Source organism: Streptomyces sp. LMG1-1-1.1, assembly GCF_040815545.1.
GTDB lineage: Bacteria > Actinomycetota > Actinomycetes > Streptomycetales > Streptomycetaceae > Streptomyces.
Window position 1 is genome coordinate 112,402 of sequence record NZ_JBFPNH010000023.1, and the last position, 19,430, is coordinate 131,831.

The following is a 19,430-nucleotide window of genomic DNA, read 5'->3' on the forward strand; positions in this document are numbered from 1 at the left end:
GGACCGTACTCCGCCGGGGCCCGCGTCGGCTCGCGGGGGTGGGTCAGGCGAAGCGGGCGAGGGGGTTCACGAGGTCGCCGACGAGCTGGAGGGCCGCGGAGGGGTCGGCGAGGTCGACCATCTGCTTGTTGTTGCGCAGTTGGAGGCGGTTGAGGGCGGAGAGGGCGAAGGTGTCGGCGAACATGTCGTACTGGGCGAAGCGGTCCGCGAGTTCGGGGGTGGAGGCCTGGTAGGCGCGGACGCAGTCCGCGACGGTCCGCCAGAAGGAGTCCTCGTCGAGGACGCCCTCCGCCGCGAGCGTGGCCGCGAGGAAGCGGAAGAAGCAGTCGAAGACGTCCGTGAAGACGGACAGGAGCTTCATGTCCTCGGGGACCTCGGCACGGACCCGCTCCACGGCCGGCGGCAGGACCGCGGCCGGGTCCATGACGACGATCTCCTCGGCGATGTCCTTGAAGATCGCGCGGGAGACCGCGCCCTGCTCGTCGAGGACGAGGATGACGTTCTCGCCGTGCGGCATGAAGGCCAGGTCGTAGGCGTAGAAGCTGTGGAGGACCGGGAGGAGGTACGCGTCGAGGTAGCGGCGCAGCCAGACGGACGCCTCCAGGCCCGACTCCTTGATCAGCGCGCCCGTGAAGGACGCGCCCGCGTGGTCCACGTGGAGGAGCGAGGCCATCGTCGCGAGCCGCTCGCCCTCGGCGAGGGACGGGACGGGGGACTCGCGCCAGAGGGCGGCCAGCATCTTGCGGTAGGGCGAGTAGCGGTCGGTGGCCGCTTCGTACTCGAGGTGGCGGTAGCCGACGGCGGCGCGCTCGCGGATGATCGAGAAGCGGGCCGCGGCGAAGACGGAGTCGGACGCGATCAGCTGGTGGAGCCAGTCGTTGATGGCCGGGGTGGCTTCCATGTAGGCGGCGGAGAGGCCGCGCATGAAGCCCATGTTGAGGACGGACAGGGCCGTCTTCACGTAGTGCTTGGCCGGGTCCGAGGTGTTGAAGAAGGTGCGGATGGACTGCTGGGCCAGGTAGGTGTCGTCGCCCTCGCCGAGGTAGACCAGGCGCTGCTGGGCGACCTCGGCGGCGAAGGTGACGGAGAGCTTGTTCCACCACTGCCAGGGGTGGCAGGGCATGAGGAGGTAGTCGGCCGGGTCGAGGCCGCGTCCGGCGAGGGTCGCCGCGAAGCCGTCGACCGCCGCGACGCCGAGCTCGGCGCGGACGAAGGCGTCGTACTCGATGTCCGCGCCGGCGGTGAAGGTGGCGCGGTCGCGGCGGGCGGCGAGCCAGATCAGGTGGAGGGGGCTCGCGGCCTCGGGGGCGTAGGCGCGGAACTCGTCGACGCCGAAGCCGAGCCGCCCGTTGTTGGCGACGAAGCAGGGGTGGCCCTCGGTCATGCCGGTCTCGACGGCCTGGAAGCCGGCGTGGGCGAGTTCGGCGGCGGTGACGGGCGGCTTGGTCGCCTTGTAGGCCGTGCCGGCGAGGGTGGAGGAGATCTCCTCCAGGTAGACCGGGAGGATCTCGTCGCTGAGGCCGAGGGAGCCGCGGAGCTCGGTGATGAACACGAGCGCGTCGAGCGGGAGCTGCTCGTCGCCGCGGTGGCGGCTGATCGACTCGGGGTAGACCTGCCAGTGGTCGAGGGCGAACCGGTCGGCGGTGAAGCGGTACTCGGTCGCGCCGTCGTCGCTGCGGACCAGGTAGCGGCTCTCGCCGAGCTCCTGCGGGTTCAGCAGCCGCTCGTGGGTGAACTCGGCGAGGCCCTTGCGGATCAGGGCGCGGTTGGCGTCGGCCCAGCGCTCGGGGGTGAGGTGGGCGACGGGGTCGGTGGGGGTCATGCCGTCACCGCCGCGGCGGCCTCGAACTGCGCTCGGGTGCAGAAGCTCAGCAGGGCCTTCTTCTCGGGCTTCTGTATCTCGCGCTCGGGCACGAATCCGACGGCCTCGTTGAGCGCGTGGACGGCCTTGTTGGAGACGTCGGGCTCGACGACGACCCGCTCGGTCGCCGGGTCGGCGAACAGCTCGGCCATCACGGCGGTGATCACCCGGCGGGTGAAGCCGTGCACGGGGGTGTCGGTGGGCGCGACGAGGAAGTGCATGCCGACGTCGCCGGGCAGCGGGTCGTACAGGCCGACCAGTTCGATGCGCGACGGGTCGTACCGCTCCATCAGGAAGGCCGGCTCGTCGTCGACCAGGCCGATGAAGGCGTCGTGGTGCGGGTGGGCGGTGATCGCCGTGTACTCGCGCTCGACGTCCTGGAGCGTGGCGCCCTGCATCATCCAGAAGGCGGCTTTCGGGTGGGTGACCCAGGGGTGGATCAGCCGGGCGTCCTTCGACGGGTCGAAGGGACGTATCTGGACGGTCATGCGGCGAACTCCTGGAAGGCGATGGTCTTCTCGACGGGGTAGTACTCGTATCCCAGCATCGCGCCGATGATGTACGCGTTGCGGTAGGCACCCATGCCGAGGTCGGGCGAGGTGATCGAGTGGGTGTGCACGCCGGCGTTCTGGAGGAAGACGCCGCGGCCGGTGGTGTCGATCGCGTAGTTGCGGGCGACGTCGAAGCGGCCCTGCCCGTCCCAGACGAGGCGGTCGCGGACCGGCTCCAGGAAGGCGGGGACGGCGTACTTGTAGCCGGTGGCGAGGATCAGGCCCTCGGTCTCCACGGCGAAGTCCTTCTCCTGCTCCTCCTGGCGGAAGCCGAGCGTGTACGTGCCGGACGCCTCGTCGTACGCGGCGGTGCGCAGGGCCGAGTTGGTGAGGAGCCGGGTGGGGACGGGGCCGTTCAGGTTCTTCTGGTAGAGCAGGTCGAAGATGGCGTCGATCAGCTCGCCGTCGATGCCCTTGAAGAGGCCCTTCTGCTCGGTCTCCAGCCGGTAGCGGGTCCGCTCGGGCAGCGCGTGGAAGTAGTCCACGTACTCCGGGGAGGTCATCTCCAGGGTGAGCTTGGTGTATTCGAGCGGGAAGAAGCGCGGGGAGCGGGTCACCCAGTTGAGGCGGTAGCCGTGGACGTCGATCTCCGAGAGGAGGTCGTAGTAGATCTCGGCGGCGCTCTGGCCGCTGCCGACCAGGGTGATGGACTTCTTCTTCTGCAGCTCCTCCTTGTTCGGGAGGTAGCGCGAGTTGTGGATCAGGTCGCCGCCGAGGTCCCGGCAGGTCTCGGGGACGTACGCGGGGGTGCCGGTGCCGAGGACGATACGGCGCGCGCGGAACGTCTCACCGGCCTCGGTGGCGACCACGTACACCTGGTCGGTCTCGTCGAAGGCGACCGTCGCGACGGTGGTCGAGAAGCGGATCGAGGAGAGCTTCCCGGCGGCCCAGCGGCAGTAGTCGTCGTACTCGGTCCGCAGCGGGTAGAAGTTCTCGCGGATGTAGAACGAGTACAGCCTGCCCTTCTCCTTCAGGTAGTTGAGGAAGGAGTACGGCGAGGTCGGGTCGGCCATCGTGACCAGGTCCGACATGAACGGGGTCTGGAGGTGGGCGCCTTCGAGGAACATCCCCGAGTGCCACTCGAAGTCCGGCTTGGACTCCAGGAAGAGGCCGTTCAGCTCGTCGATCGGCTCGGTCAGGCAGGCGAGTCCGAGGTTGAACGGACCCAGCCCGATGCCGATGAAGTCGTGGATCTCGGGCGTCTCAGGCGTGGACAAGGTTCTCTCCCAGGTACTGCTCGGCGTGGCCGGCGATCAGATCGAGGACGGCGGCGATGTCGGCCGCGGTGGTCTCGGGGTTGAGCAGGGTGAACTTCAGGTACTGGCGGCCGTCGACCTTGGTGCCGGCGACGACGGCCTCGCCCGAGGCGAAGAGGGCCTTGCGGGCGTGGAGGTTGGCCCGGTCGACCTCGGCGGGCGGGACGTCGCCCTCCGGGACGTACCGGTAGACGAGGGTGGAGAGCTGCGGGGCGACCACGACGTCGTAGCGCGGGTCGGCGGTGAGCAGCTCGAAGCCCTCCCGGGCCAGGTCGCACACCTCGTCGAAGAGCTCGCCGATGCCGTCGGCGCCCATCACGCGCAGCGTCATCCAGAGCTTGAGCGCGTCGAAGCGGCGGGTGGTCTGGAGGGACTTGTCGACCTGGTTGGGTATCCGCTCCGCGATCGTGAGGCGCGGGTTCAGGTAGTCCGCGTGGTAGGTCGCGTGGCGCAGGGTGGCGCCGTCGCGGACCAGGACGGCGGAGGAACTCACCGGCTGGAAGAAGGACTTGTGGTAGTCGACGGTGACCGAGTCGGCCCGCTCGATGCCGTCGAGGAGGTGGCGGCGGGTCCGGGAGGCGAGCAGGCCGCAGCCGTAGGCCGCGTCGACGTGCATCCAGGCGCCGTACTCCTCGGCCAGGGCGGCGATCTCGGGCAGCGGGTCGATGGAGCCGAAGTCGGTGGTGCCGGCGGTGGCGACGATCGCCATCGGGACGAGGCCCTCGGCGCGGCAGGCCTCCAGCTCGGCGGCGAGGATGACGGACTGCATCCGCCTGTTCCCGTCGACCGGGACGGAGACGACGGCGTCGCGGCCCAGGCCGAGGAGGGTGGCGGACTTCTGGACGCTGAAGTGGCTGCACTCGGAGGAGAAGATCCGGAGCTTGGCCGGGTCCGCGGTCATGGCCTCCTCGCGGGCGAGGAGCAGGGCCTGGAGGTTGGACTGGGTGCCGCCGCTGGTGAAGACGCCGTCGGCGGCCGGTCCGAGGCCGATCCGGCCGGTGGTCCAGTCGATCAGCTTGCGCTCGATGAGGGTGCCGCCGGCGCTCTGGTCCCAGGTGTCGAGCGAGGAGTTGACGGCGGAGAGGACCGCCTCGCCGAGGACGGCGGGGATGACGACCGGGCAGTTGAGGTGGCCCAGGTAGCGGGGGTGGTGGAAGTAGACGGCGTCGCGCAGGTAGACGCTCTCCAGCTCGTCGAGCGCGGCGGAGGAGTCGCCGAGCGGCCGGTCGAGGTCGACGGCGTCGATGACGGGCGCGAGCTCGGCGGGCGTCACGCCGGTGAAGGGCCTTCGCGTCGCGGCGAGTTTGCTCGCCACCCGCTCGACTCCTTCGGTGACGGAGCGCCGGTAGCTCTCCGCCGTGGCGTCGTTGAGGAGGTGGGAGCGCATGTGGGGGCCCTTTCGGGAGGGAACGCCGGGAATGCCGGATCGCCGAGCGATCAACAGTAGTTAGGTTAGCCTAACCTAATTTAACAACGCAATAACCCCCCAACCCCGAAGGGATGGAGGGTCATTGCGGGGGGCGGGTTCCGAACACCCCGAAAGGCTCAGGCTTCTTCCTGCGTCTCGTCCGGGACCTCGCGCAGCGCGTCCTCGGACAGCCCCTTGCGCCAGTAGCCGACGAACGTCACCCGGCGGCGGTCGAGTTCGCGCTCCCGCACGAAGTGCCGGCGCAGCGCCTTGACCGCCCCGGACTCGCCCGCGATCCAGACGTACGGGGACGCGCCGGGCAGTTCCGCCCCGCGCACCGCGTCCACGGCGGAGGGCGCCCCCTCCTCCCGTACGAGCCAGGTGACCGTGGCGTCCGCCTCGGTCGCGAGCTCCGTGCGGTCGCCGGAGAACGGCACCTCCAGGAACACCCGGGCGCGGGTCTCGGCCGGCAGCCACTCCAGGATCGCCGAGGCCGCGGGAAGGGCCGTCTCGTCCGCCCAGATCAGCACCGAGTCGGCGTCCTCGGGCAGCCGGAAGCGGACACCCGTGTTGTCGGCGACCGCCGGACCCAGGACCACCACCCGGTCACCGGCCTTCGCGCGGCCGGCCCAGCGGCAGGCGGGCCCGCCGTCCTCGTGGATCGCGAAGTCGATGTCGATCTCGTGGGGTTCGGTGCGCTGCTCCCGGACGGTGTACGAGCGCATCACGGCCCGCTCGTCGTCGGGCATCGCGCGCCAGGCGCCCAGGATCGCGTACATGTCCGGGTCGTCCAGCGGCGGCAGGACGGGCGCCTCCTGGCCGGGGTGCGGCAGGAAGAGGGAGAGCGACTGGTCGCGGCCCCCGGCGGCGAATCCCTTCAGGTCGTCCCCGGTGAAGGTGACGCGGACCAGGGACGGGCCGAGCCGTCGCGTCCGGTCGACCTGGAGGGCGAAGAACCTGAAGGGGGCGGTGTCGGCGTTCGTCATGGGGGCAGGGCACCTTCTCGGTACGGGCAGGGTCGCTCCGGACGGGATGAAAGGAAGGTTAGCCTAACCTACTATCGATCAACAGGGGTGGGGTTCCCCCGGATACGGCGGAGCCCGCCGCCCCCGAAGGGGACGACGGGCTCGTGCGCCGGCGCCGGACTCAGGCCGGAAGGCCCAGCTCCCGGGCGATCAGCATGCGCTGGACCTCGCTGGTGCCCTCGCCGATCTCCAGGATCTTCGAGTCGCGCCACATGCGGGCCACCGGGTACTCGTTCATGAAGCCGTAGCCGCCGTGGATCTGGGTGGCGTCACGGGCGTTGTCGACGGCCACGGTGGAGGAGTACAGCTTCGCGATGGCCGCCTCCTTCTTGAAGGACTCGCCGAGGACCAGGCGCGAGGCGGCGTCACGCCAGCCGATGCGGGCCATGTGGGCCTTGGTCTCCATGTCGGCGATCTTGAACTGGATCGCCTGGTTGTCGGCGATCGGCCGGCCGAAGGCGTGCCGCTCGTGCGCGTACTTCACCGACTCGTCCACACAGCCCTGCGCGAGGCCCGTCGCGAGCGCCGCGATGGCGACCCGGCCCTCGTCGAGGATCCGCAGGAACTGGGCGTAGCCGCGGCCCTCCTCGCCGAGGAGGTTCTCCACCGGGACGCGGACGTCGTCGAAGGACAGCTCACGGGTGTCCGAGGCGTTCCAGCCGACCTTGGAGTAGGGGGCGGCGACCGTGAAGCCCGGGGTGCCGGAGGGGACGATGATCGAGGAGATCAGCGGGCGCCCGTCGGGCTTGCGGCCGGTGACCGCGGTGACCGTGACCAGCCCCGTGATGTCCGTACCGGAGTTGGTGATGAAGCACTTCGAACCGTTGATCACCCACTGGTCGCCGTCCCGGACGGCGGTGGTGCGGGTGCCGCCCGCGTCCGAGCCCGCGCCCGGCTCGGTGAGGCCGAAGGCGCCGAGGACCTCGCCGGAGCACAGCTTCGGCAGCCACTCCCGCTTCTGCTCCTCCGTGCCGAACCTGAAGACCGGCATCGCACCCAGCGAGACGCCCGCCTCCAGGGTGATGGCCACCGAGGAGTCGACCCGGGCCAGCTCCTCCAGGGCGATGCCGAGGGCGAGGTAGTCGCCGCCCATGCCGCCGTACTCCTCCGGGAAGGGGAGCCCGAACAGGCCCATCCGGCCCATCTCGCGGACGATCTCGTACGGGAACTCGTGGCGCTCGTAGAAGTCGCCGATCTTCGGGGCGACGACGTCGTGCGCGAACGCCTCGACGGTGCGGCGGAGTTCCTCGTGCTCTTCGGTGAGCCGGTGGTCGAGGGACATGGGTTTCGTCACTCCTTGTGGGAGAGGGCGCGGACGGTACGTGACGGGCTGGGGCGGCCCAGTTGTTCGGCCATCCACCCGCTCGTGGCGGTGAGGGCGGCCAGATCGACCCCGGTCTCGATGCCGAGACCGTCGAGCATCCACACGAGGTCCTCGGTGGCGAGGTTCCCGGTCGCGCTCTTCGCGTACGGGCAGCCGCCGAGGCCGCCGGCGGAGGCGTCGACCGTGGTCACCCCGTGCCGCAGCGCGGCCAGGGTGTTGGACAGGGCCTGCCCGTAGGTGTCGTGGAAGTGCACGGCGATACGGGAGGTGGGGACGCCGGCCTCGTTCAGCCCCGTCAGCAGGGCCCGGACGTGGCCGGGGGTGGCGACGCCGATCGTGTCGCCGAGGCTCAGCTCGTCACAGCCCATCTCGGCCAGCGCCTTGGTCACGCGGACGACCTGCTCGACCGGGACGGCCCCCTCCCAGGGGTCGCCGAAGCACATCGACAGGTAGCCGCGGACCTTGAGCCCGGCCTCTATGGCCCGGGTGACGGTCGGCGCGAACATCGCGAGCGCCTCGTCGACGGTCCGGTTCAGATTGGCCTTCGCGAAGGACTCGGTCGCCGAGGCGAACACGGCGACCTCACGGGCGCCGAGCGACAGCGCCCGGTCGAGACCGCGCTCGTTCGGGACGAGGACGGGCAGCCGGACGGGCAGGTCGCGGACGAGTGGGAACAGCTCCTCGGCGTCCGCCAGCTGCGGCACCCACTTCGGGTGCACGAAGCTCGTCGCCTCGATCGTGCCGAGCCCCGCGGCGGCGAGCCGCCGCACGAACTCCGCCTTCACCCCGGTCGGGACCGTCGTCTTCTCGTTCTGCAGCCCGTCCCGCGCCCCGACCTCGTGGATCCGGACCCGGGCGGGGAGGGACGGGTCCCTCACGGTCATCGGCAGGCTCACGCGTCCTCCTCCTCACGGGGCGCCACCACGGCCAGGATCTGGTCCATGGCGACGGTGGTGCCGGGCGTGACGTCCAGCTCGGTGACGGTCCCGGCGTGCGGGGCGGAGATGACGTGCTCCATCTTCATCGCCTCCACCACGAGCAGGCTCTGCCCTGCCTCCACCTCGTCCCCGACGGCCACCTTCACGACGGTCACGGTCCCCGGCATCGGCGCCGCCAGCGTGTCCGCGCCGCCGTGCCGCGCCCCGCTGAGCGCCGCCTCGACCGGGTCGTGGTCCAGGACGTTCCAGGAGTCGCCGTCCCGGCCGAGCCAGGAGCCGGCGCGCCGGAAGCGATGGGTGATCCCGTCCACCGTCACGGTCACCGAGGTGTCCGTGACGTGCCCCCCGGCGGGGGCGTCGACCGTCACGGGTTCGAGGCCCGCGACGCGGAACGGGAAGGCGAGGGGCTTCGGCGTGCCGCCGAGGCGGAAGCCGCTCGGCACCGAGAACGGGTCCGTCCAGCCCTCCCGGGGCTCCGGGGCCAGCTCGGCGGCCCGCACGGCAGCCGCCGCCGCGTACACCTCGTCCGGGACGCCCGTCGGGACCAGGGACTCCGCGTCCCGCTCGACCAGGCCGGTGTCGAGGCGGCCCGAGACGACGTCCGGGTGGGCGAGGAGGCGGCGCAGGAAGCCGGCGTTCGTCGGGACGCCGAGCGTGACGGTGGAGGCGAGGGCGGCGCGCAGCTTGCGCAGGGCCGCCTCGCGGGTCGGCGCGTGGACGATGACCTTGGACAGCATCGGGTCGTAGAGGGACGAGACCTCCGTGCCCTCCGACAGGCCCGAGTCCGTGCGGACCCCGTCGCCCTGCGGCTCGTGCAGCGACAGGACCGTGCCGCCCGAGGGGAGGAAGCCCCGGGAGGGGTCCTCCGCGCAGATACGGGCCTCGATCGCCCAGCCGTCCAGGCGGATGTCGTCCTGGCCGAAGGGGAGCGGCTCGCCCGCCGCGACCCGCAGCTGCCACTCCACCAGGTCGACGCCCGTGATGAGCTCGGTGACCGGGTGCTCGACCTGGAGACGGGTGTTCATCTCCATGAAGTAGTACGAGGAGGGGTCGCCGCCCGGCACGATGAACTCGACCGTGCCCGCGCCGACATAGCCGCAGGAGCGGGCCGCCTCGACCGCCGCCGCGCCCATGGCGGCGCGGATCGCGGGGGTGAGGAGGACGCTGGGCGCCTCCTCGATGATCTTCTGGTGGCGGCGCTGGAGGGAGCACTCGCGCTCGCCGAGGTGGACCACGTTGCCGTGGGTGTCGGCGAGGACCTGGATCTCGATGTGCCGGGGGCGGTCGATCCAGCGCTCCACGAGGAGCGTGTCGTCGCCGAACGACGCGCGTGCCTCGCGGCGGGCCGCCGCGATCTCCTCCTCCAGGACCGACAGGTCCCGGACCAGACGCATGCCCTTGCCGCCGCCGCCGGCGGACGGCTTGAGCAGGACGGGCGCGCCGAGCTCACGGGCCGCCTCGACCAGTTCGGGGTCGGCGGCGCCCGGCACGACGGGGACGCCCGCCGCCTTCACGGTCTCCTTCGCGCGGATCTTGTCGCCCATGAGGGAGATCGCGGCCGCGCCGGGGCCGATGAAGACGAGGCCGGCGTCGGCGCAGGCCTGCGCGAAACCGGCGTTCTCGGCGAGGAAGCCGTACCCCGGGTGGACGGCCTGCGCGCCGGTGCGGCGGGCCGCGTCGAGCAGCGCCGGGACGGACAGGTACGACTCGGCGGCCGGCGGCGGGCCGATCCGCACCGCCGTGTCCGCCTCCCGCACGTGGCGGGCGTCGGCGTCCGCGTCGCTGTAGACGGCCACCGAGCGCACGCCCATCTCCCGCAGGGTGCGGATGACGCGGACGGCGATCTCGCCCCGGTTGGCCACGAGGACGGTGTCGAACATGCTCTGCATCTTCTGGGGGCCCTTCACATCCGGAAGACGCCGAACTGGGGGTCACCCAGGGGCGCGTTGGCACAGGCGGTCAGGGCGAGGCCGAGGACCTGCCGGGTCTCCAGCGGGTCGATGACCCCGTCGTCCCACAGCCGGGCGCTCGCGTAGTAGGCGTTGCCCTGGCTCTCGTACTGCTCGCGGATCGGGGCCTTGAAGGCCTCCTCGTCCTCGGCGCTCCACTCGTCGCCGAGCTGGTCGCGCTTGACGGTCGCGAGGACGGAAGCGGCCTGCTCGCCGCCCATGACCGAGATCTTGGCGTTGGGCCACATCCACAGGAAGCGGGGGGAGTAGGCCCGGCCGCACATCGAGTAGTTGCCCGCGCCGTAGGAGCCGCCGACGACGACCGTCAGCTTCGGCACCCGGGTGGTGGCCACGGCCGTGACCATCTTGGCGCCGTGCTTGGCGATGCCGCCGTGCTCGTACGCCTTGCCGACCATGAAGCCGGTGATGTTCTGCAGGAACACCAGCGGGATGCCGCGCTGGTCGCACAGCTCGATGAAGTGCGCGCCCTTCTGGGCGGACTCGGCGAACAGGATGCCGTTGTTGGCGACGATGCCGACCGGGTGGCCGTGGATCCGGGCGAAGCCGGTGATCAGCGTCTGCCCGTACTCGGACTTGAACTCCTGGAAGCGGGAGCCGTCCACCACCCGGGCGATGACCTCGCGCACGTCGTACGGGGTGCGGGAGTCCACCGGCACCGCGCCGTACAGGCCGTACGGGTCGACCTTCGGCTCCTCTGCCGGCTCGACCGACCAGGGGAGCGGGCCGCGCTCGGGGAGCGTGGCCACGATGTTCCGGACGATCCGCAGCGCGTGGGCGTCGTCCTCGGCCAGGTGGTCGGTGACGCCGGAGATCCGCGAGTGGACCTCGCCGCCGCCCAGCTCCTCGGCCGTGACGACCTCGCCGGTGGCCGCCTTCACCAGCGGCGGACCGCCGAGGAAGATCGTGCCCTGGTTCCGCACGATCACGGCCTCGTCGCTCATCGCCGGCACGTACGCGCCGCCGGCCGTGCACGAGCCCATGACGGCCGCGATCTGCGGGATGCCCGCGCCGGACATCCTGGCCTGGTTGAAGAAGATCCGGCCGAAGTGCTCCCGGTCGGGGAAGACCTCGTCCTGCATCGGCAGGAAGGCGCCGCCCGAATCGACCAGGTAGAGGCAGGGGAGACGATTCTCCAGCGCCACCTCCTGGGCCCTGAGGTGCTTCTTCACCGTCATCGGGTAGTACGTGCCGCCCTTGACGGTCGCGTCGTTGGCGACGATCACGCACTCCCGGCCGGAGACCCGGCCGATGCCCGCGATGACGCCGGCCGCCGGGGCCTGGTCGCCGTACATGCCGTCCGCCGCGAGCGGGGCCAGCTCCAGGAAGGGCGAGCCCGGGTCGAGGAGGGTGTCCACCCGGTCCCGCGGCAGCAGCTTCCCGCGCGCGGTGTGCCGGGCCCGGGACTTCTCACCGCCGCCCAGGGCGGCCTTCGCGAGCTTGGCGCGCAGGGTCGCCGCCAGCTCGTGATGGGCCGCCTCGTTGGCCTGCCAGGCCGCGGACGCGGGGTCCGCCGCGCTCGTCAGCACAGGTGCCTGCTGCATCCCTCGAGCTCCCTTGCTCGGTTAATGAGCGTTAACGTATGTCGCCCAGGTTAACGACCGCTAACGGGGTTGTCTAGAATCGAATCCATGACCACCACCCCCGCCTCGACCTCGATCGCCACCGGCAGGACCGATGCCCCGACGCGGCGCGAGCAGATCCTGAAGGAGGCCGCCCGCCTCTTCGCGGCCCGTGGCTTCCACGGCGTGGGCGTGGACGAGATAGGAGCCGCCGTCGGCATCAGCGGCCCCGGCCTCTACCGCCACTTCCCGGGCAAGGACGCGATGCTCGCCGAACTGCTCGTCGGCATCAGCGAGCGGCTCCTCGACGGCGGCCGGCTGCGCGTCGGCGAGGCCGACGGAGACCCCCGGGCCCTCCTCGGCGCCCTCATCGACGGCCACATCGACTTCGCCCTCGACGACCGCCCGCTCATCACCCTCCACGACCGCGAGCTCGACCGCCTCAAGGACGAGGACCGCAAGCGGGTCCGCCAGCTCCAGCGCCAGTACGTCGAGCTCTGGGTCACCGTCGTCCGCGAGCTCTACCCCGACGCCGCCGAGTCGGAGGCCCGCACCGCCGTCCACGCCGTCTTCGGCCTCCTCAACTCCACCCCCCACCTCGCCGCCCTCGGCCGCGGCCCGATGGAGGACCTCCTCAGGCGGCTGGCCGACGGGGCGTTCGGGGCGCTGGCCCGGTAGCGCCGGGCGGGCGCTCGGCGCGGGCAGGCGGGGACGGGCGGCCGGCCGCTCCCGGCGGGTCCGGGGGACACGGCGGTCCACGGGGCGGAACCGGTTGCCCTGGCGGCATGGTGCTCGGACAGAATGAGCACCATGCCGATACTCAGCCGCGCCGCCCTTGTCGAGCACCTCGTCCGCACCCGGATCGCGGGAGACGTCGCCACCCCGCGCGACAACAACCTCTCCCACTACCGCAAGCTCGCCAACGGCGACCGGCACTACTGGTTCGGCCTGGAGTTCGGCGACCGCTGGACCGACGAGCAGGACGTGCTCGCCGTCATGGCCGAGCGCTGCGGCGTCATCGACGACCCCGCCCACCGGGCCGGCCAGGACACCATCGACCCCGAACTCACCGTCGACGGCCTCGACCGCATGGCCGCCCGGCTGCGCAAGGCCGCCGCGGGCCGGGAGCGCGTCCTCTTCGCGACCGGCCACCCCGGCGCGCTCATCGACGTCCACAGCCGGGTCGCCGCCGCGCTGCGCGCCCAGGGCTGCGACATCGTCCGCATCCCCGGCGGGCTCGTCGCCGACGAGGGGTACGTCGTGCAGTTCGCCGACGTGGCCGTCTTCGAGCGCGGGGCCAGCCTCTGGCACACCCACTCCCCGGAGCCGATGAACGCGATCCTCGACGCGCTCGGGGAGTCCGGGCGGCCCGACCTGGTCGTCGCCGACCACGGCTGGGCCGGGCGCGCCGGTCAGCGGGGCATCGACTCCGTCGGCTACGCCGACTGCAACGACCCGGCGCTCTTCCTCGCCGAGGCCGAGGGTACCCTCCAGGTCACCGTGCCCCTGGACGACCACGTCCTCGACCCGCGCTTCTACGAGCCGATGACGGCGTACACGCTGAACGCGGCGGGCCTCGCCTGATCAGGCCGGCCCCGACGGCCGGGCCCGGCGCTGCGCCACGCCCGGTGTCGGGTCCAGGTACACGCGGCGGATCGACGGGAAGCGTTCGCGGAGCTGGGCCTCCGCGTCCTCGCACGCCCATTCCACCTGTTCCGCGGACGCCACGTCCCGGAAGTCGATCTTCGCCGCGACCAGGACCTCCCCGGGCCCCTGGATCAGGGTGATCAGGTCGAGGACGTCGACGACGTGCGGGACGGTCAGGATCTCCTCGCGGATGCCGGACCGCATCCGCGACGGGGCCGGGCGGCCGATGAGGAGTTCGGCGTTGGAGCGGCCGAGGACCCAGGCCACGTACACGAGCAGAACCCCGATGAGGATCGACGCGACGCCGTCCCAGACGCCGGAGCCGGTCAACTGGCCGCCGAGGAGGCCGGCGGCCGCGAGCATGAGGCCGGTGAGGGCGGCGGAGTCCTCCATGACGACGGCCTTGACGGTGGTGTCGGGGGTGAACCGCAGGTAGGCGGCGAAGGGGGCCCTCATGCGCTCGGCCTCGGCCTTGACCTGCCTGACGCCGGTCCGGAGGGAGAAGCCCTCCAGGACGAAGGCGACGCCGAGGACGACGTACGAGATCGTCGGGTCGCCGAGCTCCTCGCCGTGGGTGAGGGTGTGGATGCCGTCGTAGACGGAGAAGACGGCGCCGCCGACGAAGGTCGCGACGGCCGCCAGCATCGCCCACACGTACCGTTCGCCCGCGTAGCCGAGGGGGTGGTCCTCGTCGGCGGGCTTCTCGCTCCGCTTGAGCGCGGTGAGCAGCATGACCTCGGTGACGGTGTCGGCGACCGAGTGGGCGGCCTCGGAGAGCATGGCGCTCGAGCCGCTGACGAGGCCCGCGACGACCTTGGCGGCGGCGATCCCGAGGTTCGCCGCCGCCGCCACGATCACCGTGAAGGTGCTTTCGCTGTTTTCCGTCATGAATCGGACGGTATGTTCGGTCGTCAGCGCGGGACGCGAACGACACCCTCCTGGATGACGGAGATCGCGAGCCGTCCGTCCCGGGTGTAGATCCGCGCCTGGCCGAGGCCGCGCCCGCCGGACGCGGTCGGCGACTCCTGGTCGTACAGGAGCCATTCGTCGGCCCGGAAGGGCCGGTGGAACCACATGGCGTGGTCGAGGGAGGCCCCGACGACGTCGCCGACGGCCCAGCCGCCGCGCCCGTGGGCGAGGAGTACCGAGTCGAGCAGCGTCATGTCGGAGACGTACGTGGCGAGGACGACGTGCAGCAGGGGGTCGTCGGCCAGTTTGCCGTTGGTGCGGAACCAGACCTGGGAGCGGGGTTCGCGCGGGGTGCCGACCGTTCCCCACGGGGGCGTCTCGGCGTAGCGCAGGTCGACGGCCGCGCGGGCTTCGATCAGCCGGTCCGCGACCTCGGCGGGGAGGTGGCGGGGGAGCATCTCGGCCGGCGCGGGGAGCGTCTCGAGGTCCGGGGCGGGCGGCATGTCGACCTGGTGGTCGAGCCCCTCCTCGTACGTCTGGAAGGACGCCGAGAGGTGGAAGATCGGCTGCCCGTGCTGGACGGCGACGACCCGGCGGGTGGTGAAGGAGCGGCCGTCGCGGATGCGGTCGACCGTGTAGACGATCGGCGCGCCGGGGTCCCCGGCCCGCAGGAAGTACGCGTGGAGCGAGTGGGCGAGCCGGTCGGCCGGGACCGTCCGGCCCGCCGCCACCAGCGCCTGGGCGGCCACCTGGCCGCCGAAGACGCGGGGGACGAGCGCGGACCGGGACTCACCTCGGAAGATGTCCCGCTCGATCCGCTCCAGGTCGAGCAGATCGAGCAGGTCGTCCAGCGCCGTGGGGGCGTCGGGCACTTACAGACCCATCGACTTGGCGATGATCGACTTCATGATCTCGCTGGTGCCGCCGTAGATGCGGTTGACGCGGTTGTCGGCGTAGAGGCGGGCGATCGGGTACTCGTTCATGTAGCCGTAGCCGCCGTGCAGCTGGAGGCAGCGGTCGATGACGCGGTGGGCGACCTCGGTGCAGAAGAGCTTGGCGCTCGCGGCCTCGGCCGGGGTCAGCTCGCCGGCGTCCAGGGCCTCCAGGGCGCGGTCGGCGACGGCCTCGGCGGCGTCGACCTCGGCCTGGCAGGCGGCCAGCTCGAACTTGGTGTTCTGGAAGTGCGCGACCGGCTTGCCGAAGACCGTGCGGTCCGTGACGTACTGCTGGGCGAAGCGGACGGCGGCCTTGGCCTGGGCGTAGGCGCCGAAGGCGATGCCCCAGCGCTCGGAGGCCAGGTTGTGGCCGAGGTAGTAGAAGCCCTTGTTCTCCTCGCCGAGCAGGTCCTCGACGGGCACCTTCACGTCGACGAACGCCAGCTCGGCGGTGTCGGAGGTGCGCAGGCCGAGCTTGTCCAGCTTGCGGCCGATGGAGTAGCCCTCGGACTTGGTGTCCACGGCGAAGAGGGAGATGCCGTGGCGGCGGTCCTCGGCCGTGGGCGCGGAGGTGCGGGCGCAGACGATCACGCGGTCGGCGTGGACGCCGCCGGTGATGAAGGTCTTGGCGCCGTTGAGGACGTAGTGGGTGCCGTCCTCGGAGAGCTTGGCGGTGGTCTTCATGCCCGCGACGTCGGAGCCGGTGCCCGGCTCGGTCATGGCGAGCGCCCACATCTCCTCGCCGGTGACGAACTTCGGCAGGTAGCGCTTCTTCTGCTCGTCGGTGGAGAGCATCTTGATGTACGGCAGGGCCAGCAGCACGTGCACCCCGGAGCCGCCGAACTGCACGCCCGCGCGGGAGGTCTCCTCGTACAGGACGGCCTCGAACTTGTGGGTGTCCAGGCCCGCGCCGCCGAACTCCTCGGGCACGTTGATGCCGAAGATGCCCAGCTCGCCCAGCTTGTCGTAGAACTCGCGCGGCGCCTGGCCCGCGGCGAACCACTCGTCGTAGACGGGGACGACCTCGGCCTCGATGAAGGCGCGGATGGTCTCCCGGAACGCCTCGTGGTCCTCGTTGAATACGGTACGGCGCACGGTGCGTCTCCTCCGGTGTGCGGGCGGGCCCAGTTGTCTAAGCGCTTGCTCAGGGTGTCGTCAACGAAGTTACCCAGCGGTCACCCACCCTGTCCAGACTCCTCGCCTGTGATCCAGGCCCGCCCCACGGAGTCGTACCCGTACACGGGCCGCCCCTTCGCCCCGCTCGTCCGAAAGGGTGCGCCGTCCTCGTCCCCGATCCGGACCGTGCCCCGGCGCCCCTCCGAGCTCCACTCCAGCTCCAGGTACCAGCGGCAGTCGCACCCCGCCGCCCCCGCCGAGACCAGCAGCTCCTCCGGCTCGGTGGCACTGACCGCGTACGGGAAGGAGACCGCCGGGAGCGTCCGGCCCTCCTGCCCGGAGGCGTCGTACCCGTCCAGCGACCGGGCCACCGGCCGCGGCCGGTCCAGGTCCACCTCGAAACGGCGCGGCGTCACCGCCCCGCCGCACCCGTCGTCCGTCCGGTACGCCGCCCACGGCAGCGGCGCGCCCCGCTCCACCACCCGCACGTGCAGCGCCTGGAGCACCACCGCCGCCGTGCTCCTGCCCTGCACCGACACCCGCACCAGCGTCTCCCCGCCGTCCACGGCCCCCTGCGCCGCCGCCCAGCTCCGCGCGTCGGCCGCCTCCGGCGGGGGAGGGGGCGTCCGCCGCACGAGGTAGGTGTGGCCGCACCCGTTCTTCCAGAGGTCCGAGGCGACCGTCCACGTCAGCGGCGCCGGTGGTTCGGCGTCCCGCTCCCGAGGCTTCCCGGGCAGGAGTACGGCTCCGAGGGTCACCGTCCCCACGACCGCCAGCGCCCCGCCGACCACGCCCAGCCACCCCCACCGGCGCCTCCGCCGCTCGGACGGGAGGCCCGGCGCGCGCGCGTGCACGGGTTCCAGCTCGGGCTCGGGCGCCGCCTCCGGGGCCGGGGCGGACTCCGGCGCCGGCTTCGGCTCCGGGCCGGGCTCGGACGCCGCCTGCGGGCCGGGCTCGGACGCCGCCTCCGGGCCGGGTTCGGGCGCCGGCTCCGGGCCGGGTTCCGGTGCCGCAGGGCGGCGGGCGCCGTCCGCGCGGGTCCAGGCGACCTCCAGGGCGCGCCGCTCCTCCTCGTCCGCCCCGCACAGCAGGGCGAGCCGGTCGACCACGGCGAACTCCTCCGGGACGGTCGCGCCGGAGCAGTAGCGGTGGAGGGTGGACGCGCTGACGCTCAGGCGCCGGCCCAGCGCCTCGTAACTCCTGCCGTCCCGCGCCTTCAGCGCGCGCACGAGCCGCGCGAACTCCTCGACGGCGGCGTCCTTCGGCATTCCATCCCCCTCGCCCCTGCGTCCCACCCTTCACGTCCTTGCACGTCAGCGGGGGTGGAATGGTTCCGGGACGGAGGGTGGGCGCGTCACCGTTGCAGGCGGCGGGCGCCGGCCCGACGCTGGTCGAGCACTGACCGAACGACCCGACGGGGGATCCACCACCATGCACAAGCTGCGTACCGCACTCGCCACCGCCGCCGCTACCGCCCTGGGCCTCGCGGCCCTCGCCACGGCCCCGGCGCAGGCCGCCGCCGAGCCCGCCTTCCTCGCGGCCTCCCAGATGCCGCCGTCGTCGACGCCGTGGACCGCCACGCAGGTCTTCACCGGCGTCCCGGAGAACGGCGGCGCCCTCTGCGCCCCGTACAAGATCCCGGCGCAGAACACCCGCTACCGCGAGTTCAGCACCGAGCTCGACACCAACGGCGTCCAGATCACCACCGTCGCCCGCACCGAGGCCGACGCGGTGAAGCTGGTCGACACCCTGCGCAAGGCCCTCGCCGGCTGCGGCCCCCTCCTTGAGCGGCAGAACCCGGGCCTGCACGCCGTCAGCGCCTCCCACGGCAAGCTCGCCGTCGAGGAAGGCGCCTGGGTCTACAGCCTGGACACCGCCGACCCGCAGATCGGCAGCACCGACATCCACCTCTTCTCCGTGGGCCGCGACGGCCGGACCGTCACCTACGTCCGGTGGGGTCAGATGGGCGACCTGAAGGACGCCCCGCTGACGGCCTTCAAGACGACGACCAAGACCGCCGTGAACAAGCTCTGGCCGTGAGCCCGACCCGCCTCAGTGGTGCCGCAGGGCGAACCACAGCTCCATCCTCACGTCCGGGTCGTCCAGGTCCCGGTCCAGGAGCGCGGTGCAGCGGGCGATCCGCTGCCGGACCGTGTTGCGGTGGACGTCCAGCGCGGTCGCCGTCCGGTCCCAGCTCCCGTGCAGCGACAGCCAGACCCGCAGGGTCTCGGTGAGCGGCTCGGCCAGCGGGGCGAGGACCGTGCGGGCGTACGCGGCGGCCTCCGCCGGGTCCACGAGCCCCCCGAACCCGGCGGGGCGGTGCCTGGCCAGAGGCGTGCGGGACGCCTCCGCACGCCGCAGGGCCCGCGCGGCCTCCGCGTCGGCCGTGGCGAGGTCCCGGGCGTGGGCGGGGGCGGCGGCCCCGAGCGTCCACCCGGGCTGGGCGGTGAGAGGTGCCGAGGCGGGGAGGAGGAGCCGTACGGGCGAGGGTGCGGGGGCCCCGCCGGGTACGGCTCCGGCGCCGTCCGTCGGGCTCGTGCGCGCGCCCGTTCCTGTGCTCGTGCCCGCGCTCGGTCCCGCGTCCACCAGCGGTGTCCCCAGCGCCGCCGCCAGCGAGGCGGCGGCGAAGGGGGTGCCGTCGCCGCCCCGGGCGTGCACGACCGTCCACGGGCCGGGGCCGAGGGGGGCGGCGGCCTCGGCCGGGGGAGTGCCGAGGAGGAGCCGGACCAGGGCGCCGTCCCGCACGGCCGCGTCCGCGCCGCGGTGCGGGGCGGTCAGCAGGGAGAGCAGGACGACGGCGACGCCGGCGATCGTGTGGTCGCCGGAGCCGCGCCGCTCCGTCGCGACCCCGAGCGTCAGGCCGTCGCCGCCGCCCAGCGCGTACGCCGCCAGCCGCAGCCCGCCGCCGTCGCCGCTCGCCGACGCCGGCCC

The 19,430-nt window shown here is 72.3% G+C and carries 17 protein-coding genes; 3 read left to right on the top strand and 14 right to left on the bottom strand.

Features of this window, described 5'->3' with window-relative positions:
• Nucleotides 1-43 precede the first annotated feature (43 nt).
• The 9 genes from MRBLMG1_RS13885 to MRBLMG1_RS13925 all read right to left on the bottom strand — a co-directional run bounded on the left by MRBLMG1_RS13885 (nt 44) and on the right by MRBLMG1_RS13925 (nt 11,874).
• Nucleotides 44-1,822: an IucA/IucC family protein gene (locus MRBLMG1_RS13885; protein ID WP_367824120.1), complete on the bottom strand. Its 1,779-nt coding sequence runs from the start codon at nt 1,820-1,822 to the stop codon at nt 44-46.
• Nucleotides 1,819-2,349, bottom strand: a complete 531-nt coding sequence (locus tag MRBLMG1_RS13890; protein ID WP_367824122.1) for a GNAT family N-acetyltransferase — start codon at nt 2,347-2,349, stop codon at nt 1,819-1,821. The genes MRBLMG1_RS13885 and MRBLMG1_RS13890 overlap by 4 nt, the downstream gene beginning before the upstream one ends.
• Complete coding sequence (locus MRBLMG1_RS13895) at nt 2,346-3,629, bottom strand: lysine N(6)-hydroxylase/L-ornithine N(5)-oxygenase family protein (RefSeq protein ID WP_367824124.1); 1,284 nt, start codon at nt 3,627-3,629, stop codon at nt 2,346-2,348. Before MRBLMG1_RS13895 ends, MRBLMG1_RS13890 begins: the two co-directional genes overlap by 4 nt.
• The gene (locus tag MRBLMG1_RS13900; protein ID WP_367824126.1) at nt 3,616-5,055 is read right to left on the bottom strand and encodes a pyridoxal phosphate-dependent decarboxylase family protein; all 1,440 of its coding nucleotides are present in this window, start codon (nt 5,053-5,055) and stop codon (nt 3,616-3,618) included. Before MRBLMG1_RS13900 ends, MRBLMG1_RS13895 begins: the two co-directional genes overlap by 14 nt.
• Nucleotides 5,056-5,213: 158 nt before the next feature.
• Nucleotides 5,214-6,062, bottom strand: coding sequence for a siderophore-interacting protein (locus MRBLMG1_RS13905; RefSeq protein ID WP_367824128.1), 849 nt, complete (start codon nt 6,060-6,062; stop codon nt 5,214-5,216).
• Nucleotides 6,063-6,222: 160 nt separating this feature from the next.
• Nucleotides 6,223-7,383 (bottom strand): acyl-CoA dehydrogenase family protein, encoded by a 1,161-nt coding sequence (locus tag MRBLMG1_RS13910; protein WP_367824130.1) that lies wholly within the window; start codon nt 7,381-7,383, stop codon nt 6,223-6,225.
• 8 nt (nt 7,384-7,391) lie between these two features.
• Nucleotides 7,392-8,321, bottom strand: a complete 930-nt coding sequence (locus MRBLMG1_RS13915) for a hydroxymethylglutaryl-CoA lyase (RefSeq protein ID WP_367824132.1) — start codon at nt 8,319-8,321, stop codon at nt 7,392-7,394.
• Nucleotides 8,318-10,252 carry an acetyl/propionyl/methylcrotonyl-CoA carboxylase subunit alpha gene (locus tag MRBLMG1_RS13920; protein WP_367824134.1) on the bottom strand — a complete coding sequence of 645 codons (1,935 nt, stop codon included), beginning with the start codon at nt 10,250-10,252 and terminating at the stop codon, nt 8,318-8,320. The genes MRBLMG1_RS13915 and MRBLMG1_RS13920 overlap by 4 nt, the downstream gene beginning before the upstream one ends.
• A 14-nt stretch (nt 10,253-10,266) precedes the next feature.
• A complete protein-coding gene (locus tag MRBLMG1_RS13925) occupies nt 10,267-11,874 on the bottom strand; it encodes a carboxyl transferase domain-containing protein (protein ID WP_367824136.1) in 1,608 nt (535 codons plus the stop codon).
• An 87-nt stretch (nt 11,875-11,961) separates the two neighbouring features.
• On the opposite strand from MRBLMG1_RS13925, the gene MRBLMG1_RS13930 reads away from it, so the two are divergent.
• A complete protein-coding gene (locus tag MRBLMG1_RS13930; protein ID WP_367824138.1) occupies nt 11,962-12,570 on the top strand; it encodes a TetR/AcrR family transcriptional regulator in 609 nt (202 codons plus the stop codon).
• A gap of 132 nt (nt 12,571-12,702) precedes the next feature.
• Nucleotides 12,703-13,476 (top strand): phosphatase, encoded by a 774-nt coding sequence (locus MRBLMG1_RS13935; protein ID WP_367824140.1) that lies wholly within the window; start codon nt 12,703-12,705, stop codon nt 13,474-13,476.
• Here the strand turns inward: MRBLMG1_RS13935 and MRBLMG1_RS13940 are convergent, their stop codons facing one another.
• From MRBLMG1_RS13940 to MRBLMG1_RS13955, 4 genes are all read right to left on the bottom strand, one after another.
• Nucleotides 13,477-14,427 (bottom strand): cation diffusion facilitator family transporter, encoded by a 951-nt coding sequence (locus MRBLMG1_RS13940; protein WP_367824141.1) that lies wholly within the window; start codon nt 14,425-14,427, stop codon nt 13,477-13,479. It abuts the gene before it with no gap.
• A gap of 23 nt (nt 14,428-14,450) precedes the next feature.
• Nucleotides 14,451-15,320 (bottom strand): acyl-CoA thioesterase, encoded by an 870-nt coding sequence (locus MRBLMG1_RS13945; protein WP_367824143.1) that lies wholly within the window; start codon nt 15,318-15,320, stop codon nt 14,451-14,453.
• Nucleotides 15,321-16,478 (bottom strand): acyl-CoA dehydrogenase family protein, encoded by a 1,158-nt coding sequence (locus MRBLMG1_RS13950; protein ID WP_017237177.1) that lies wholly within the window; start codon nt 16,476-16,478, stop codon nt 15,321-15,323.
• Between the two features lie 80 nt (nt 16,479-16,558).
• Nucleotides 16,559-17,767: a helix-turn-helix domain-containing protein gene (locus MRBLMG1_RS13955; protein WP_367824145.1), complete on the bottom strand. Its 1,209-nt coding sequence runs from the start codon at nt 17,765-17,767 to the stop codon at nt 16,559-16,561.
• Between the two features lie 163 nt (nt 17,768-17,930).
• Here MRBLMG1_RS13955 and MRBLMG1_RS13960 point away from each other — a divergent pair, with 163 nt between their 5' ends.
• The gene (locus MRBLMG1_RS13960) at nt 17,931-18,539 is read left to right on the top strand and encodes a hypothetical protein (RefSeq protein WP_367824146.1); all 609 of its coding nucleotides are present in this window, start codon (nt 17,931-17,933) and stop codon (nt 18,537-18,539) included.
• A gap of 12 nt (nt 18,540-18,551) precedes the next feature.
• Here the strand turns inward: MRBLMG1_RS13960 and MRBLMG1_RS13965 are convergent.
• A partial coding sequence (locus MRBLMG1_RS13965; protein WP_367824148.1) for a helix-turn-helix domain-containing protein occupies nt 18,552-19,430 on the bottom strand: 879 nt, incomplete at its 5' end.

What these genes read in the sequence shown, in the direction of transcription:
- MRBLMG1_RS13960 (WP_367824146.1), top strand. Translation starts at nt 17,931, where the DNA reads ATGCACAAGCTGCGTACCGCACTCGCCACCGCCGCCGCTACCGCCCTG.
- MRBLMG1_RS13940 (WP_367824141.1), bottom strand. Translation starts at nt 14,427, where the DNA reads ATGACGGAAAACAGCGAAAGCACCTTCACGGTGATCGTGGCGGCGGCG.
- MRBLMG1_RS13890 (WP_367824122.1), bottom strand. Translation starts at nt 2,349, where the DNA reads ATGACCGTCCAGATACGTCCCTTCGACCCGTCGAAGGACGCCCGGCTG.
- MRBLMG1_RS13930 (WP_367824138.1), top strand. Translation starts at nt 11,962, where the DNA reads ATGACCACCACCCCCGCCTCGACCTCGATCGCCACCGGCAGGACCGAT.
- MRBLMG1_RS13935 (WP_367824140.1), top strand. Translation starts at nt 12,703, where the DNA reads ATGCCGATACTCAGCCGCGCCGCCCTTGTCGAGCACCTCGTCCGCACC.
- MRBLMG1_RS13885 (WP_367824120.1), bottom strand. Translation starts at nt 1,822, where the DNA reads ATGACCCCCACCGACCCCGTCGCCCACCTCACCCCCGAGCGCTGGGCC.
- MRBLMG1_RS13905 (WP_367824128.1), bottom strand. Translation starts at nt 6,062, where the DNA reads ATGACGAACGCCGACACCGCCCCCTTCAGGTTCTTCGCCCTCCAGGTC.
- MRBLMG1_RS13955 (WP_367824145.1), bottom strand. Translation starts at nt 17,767, where the DNA reads ATGCCGAAGGACGCCGCCGTCGAGGAGTTCGCGCGGCTCGTGCGCGCG.
- MRBLMG1_RS13910 (WP_367824130.1), bottom strand. Translation starts at nt 7,383, where the DNA reads ATGTCCCTCGACCACCGGCTCACCGAAGAGCACGAGGAACTCCGCCGC.
- MRBLMG1_RS13920 (WP_367824134.1), bottom strand. Translation starts at nt 10,252, where the DNA reads ATGCAGAGCATGTTCGACACCGTCCTCGTGGCCAACCGGGGCGAGATC.
- MRBLMG1_RS13925 (WP_367824136.1), bottom strand. Translation starts at nt 11,874, where the DNA reads ATGCAGCAGGCACCTGTGCTGACGAGCGCGGCGGACCCCGCGTCCGCG.
- MRBLMG1_RS13900 (WP_367824126.1), bottom strand. Translation starts at nt 5,055, where the DNA reads ATGCGCTCCCACCTCCTCAACGACGCCACGGCGGAGAGCTACCGGCGC.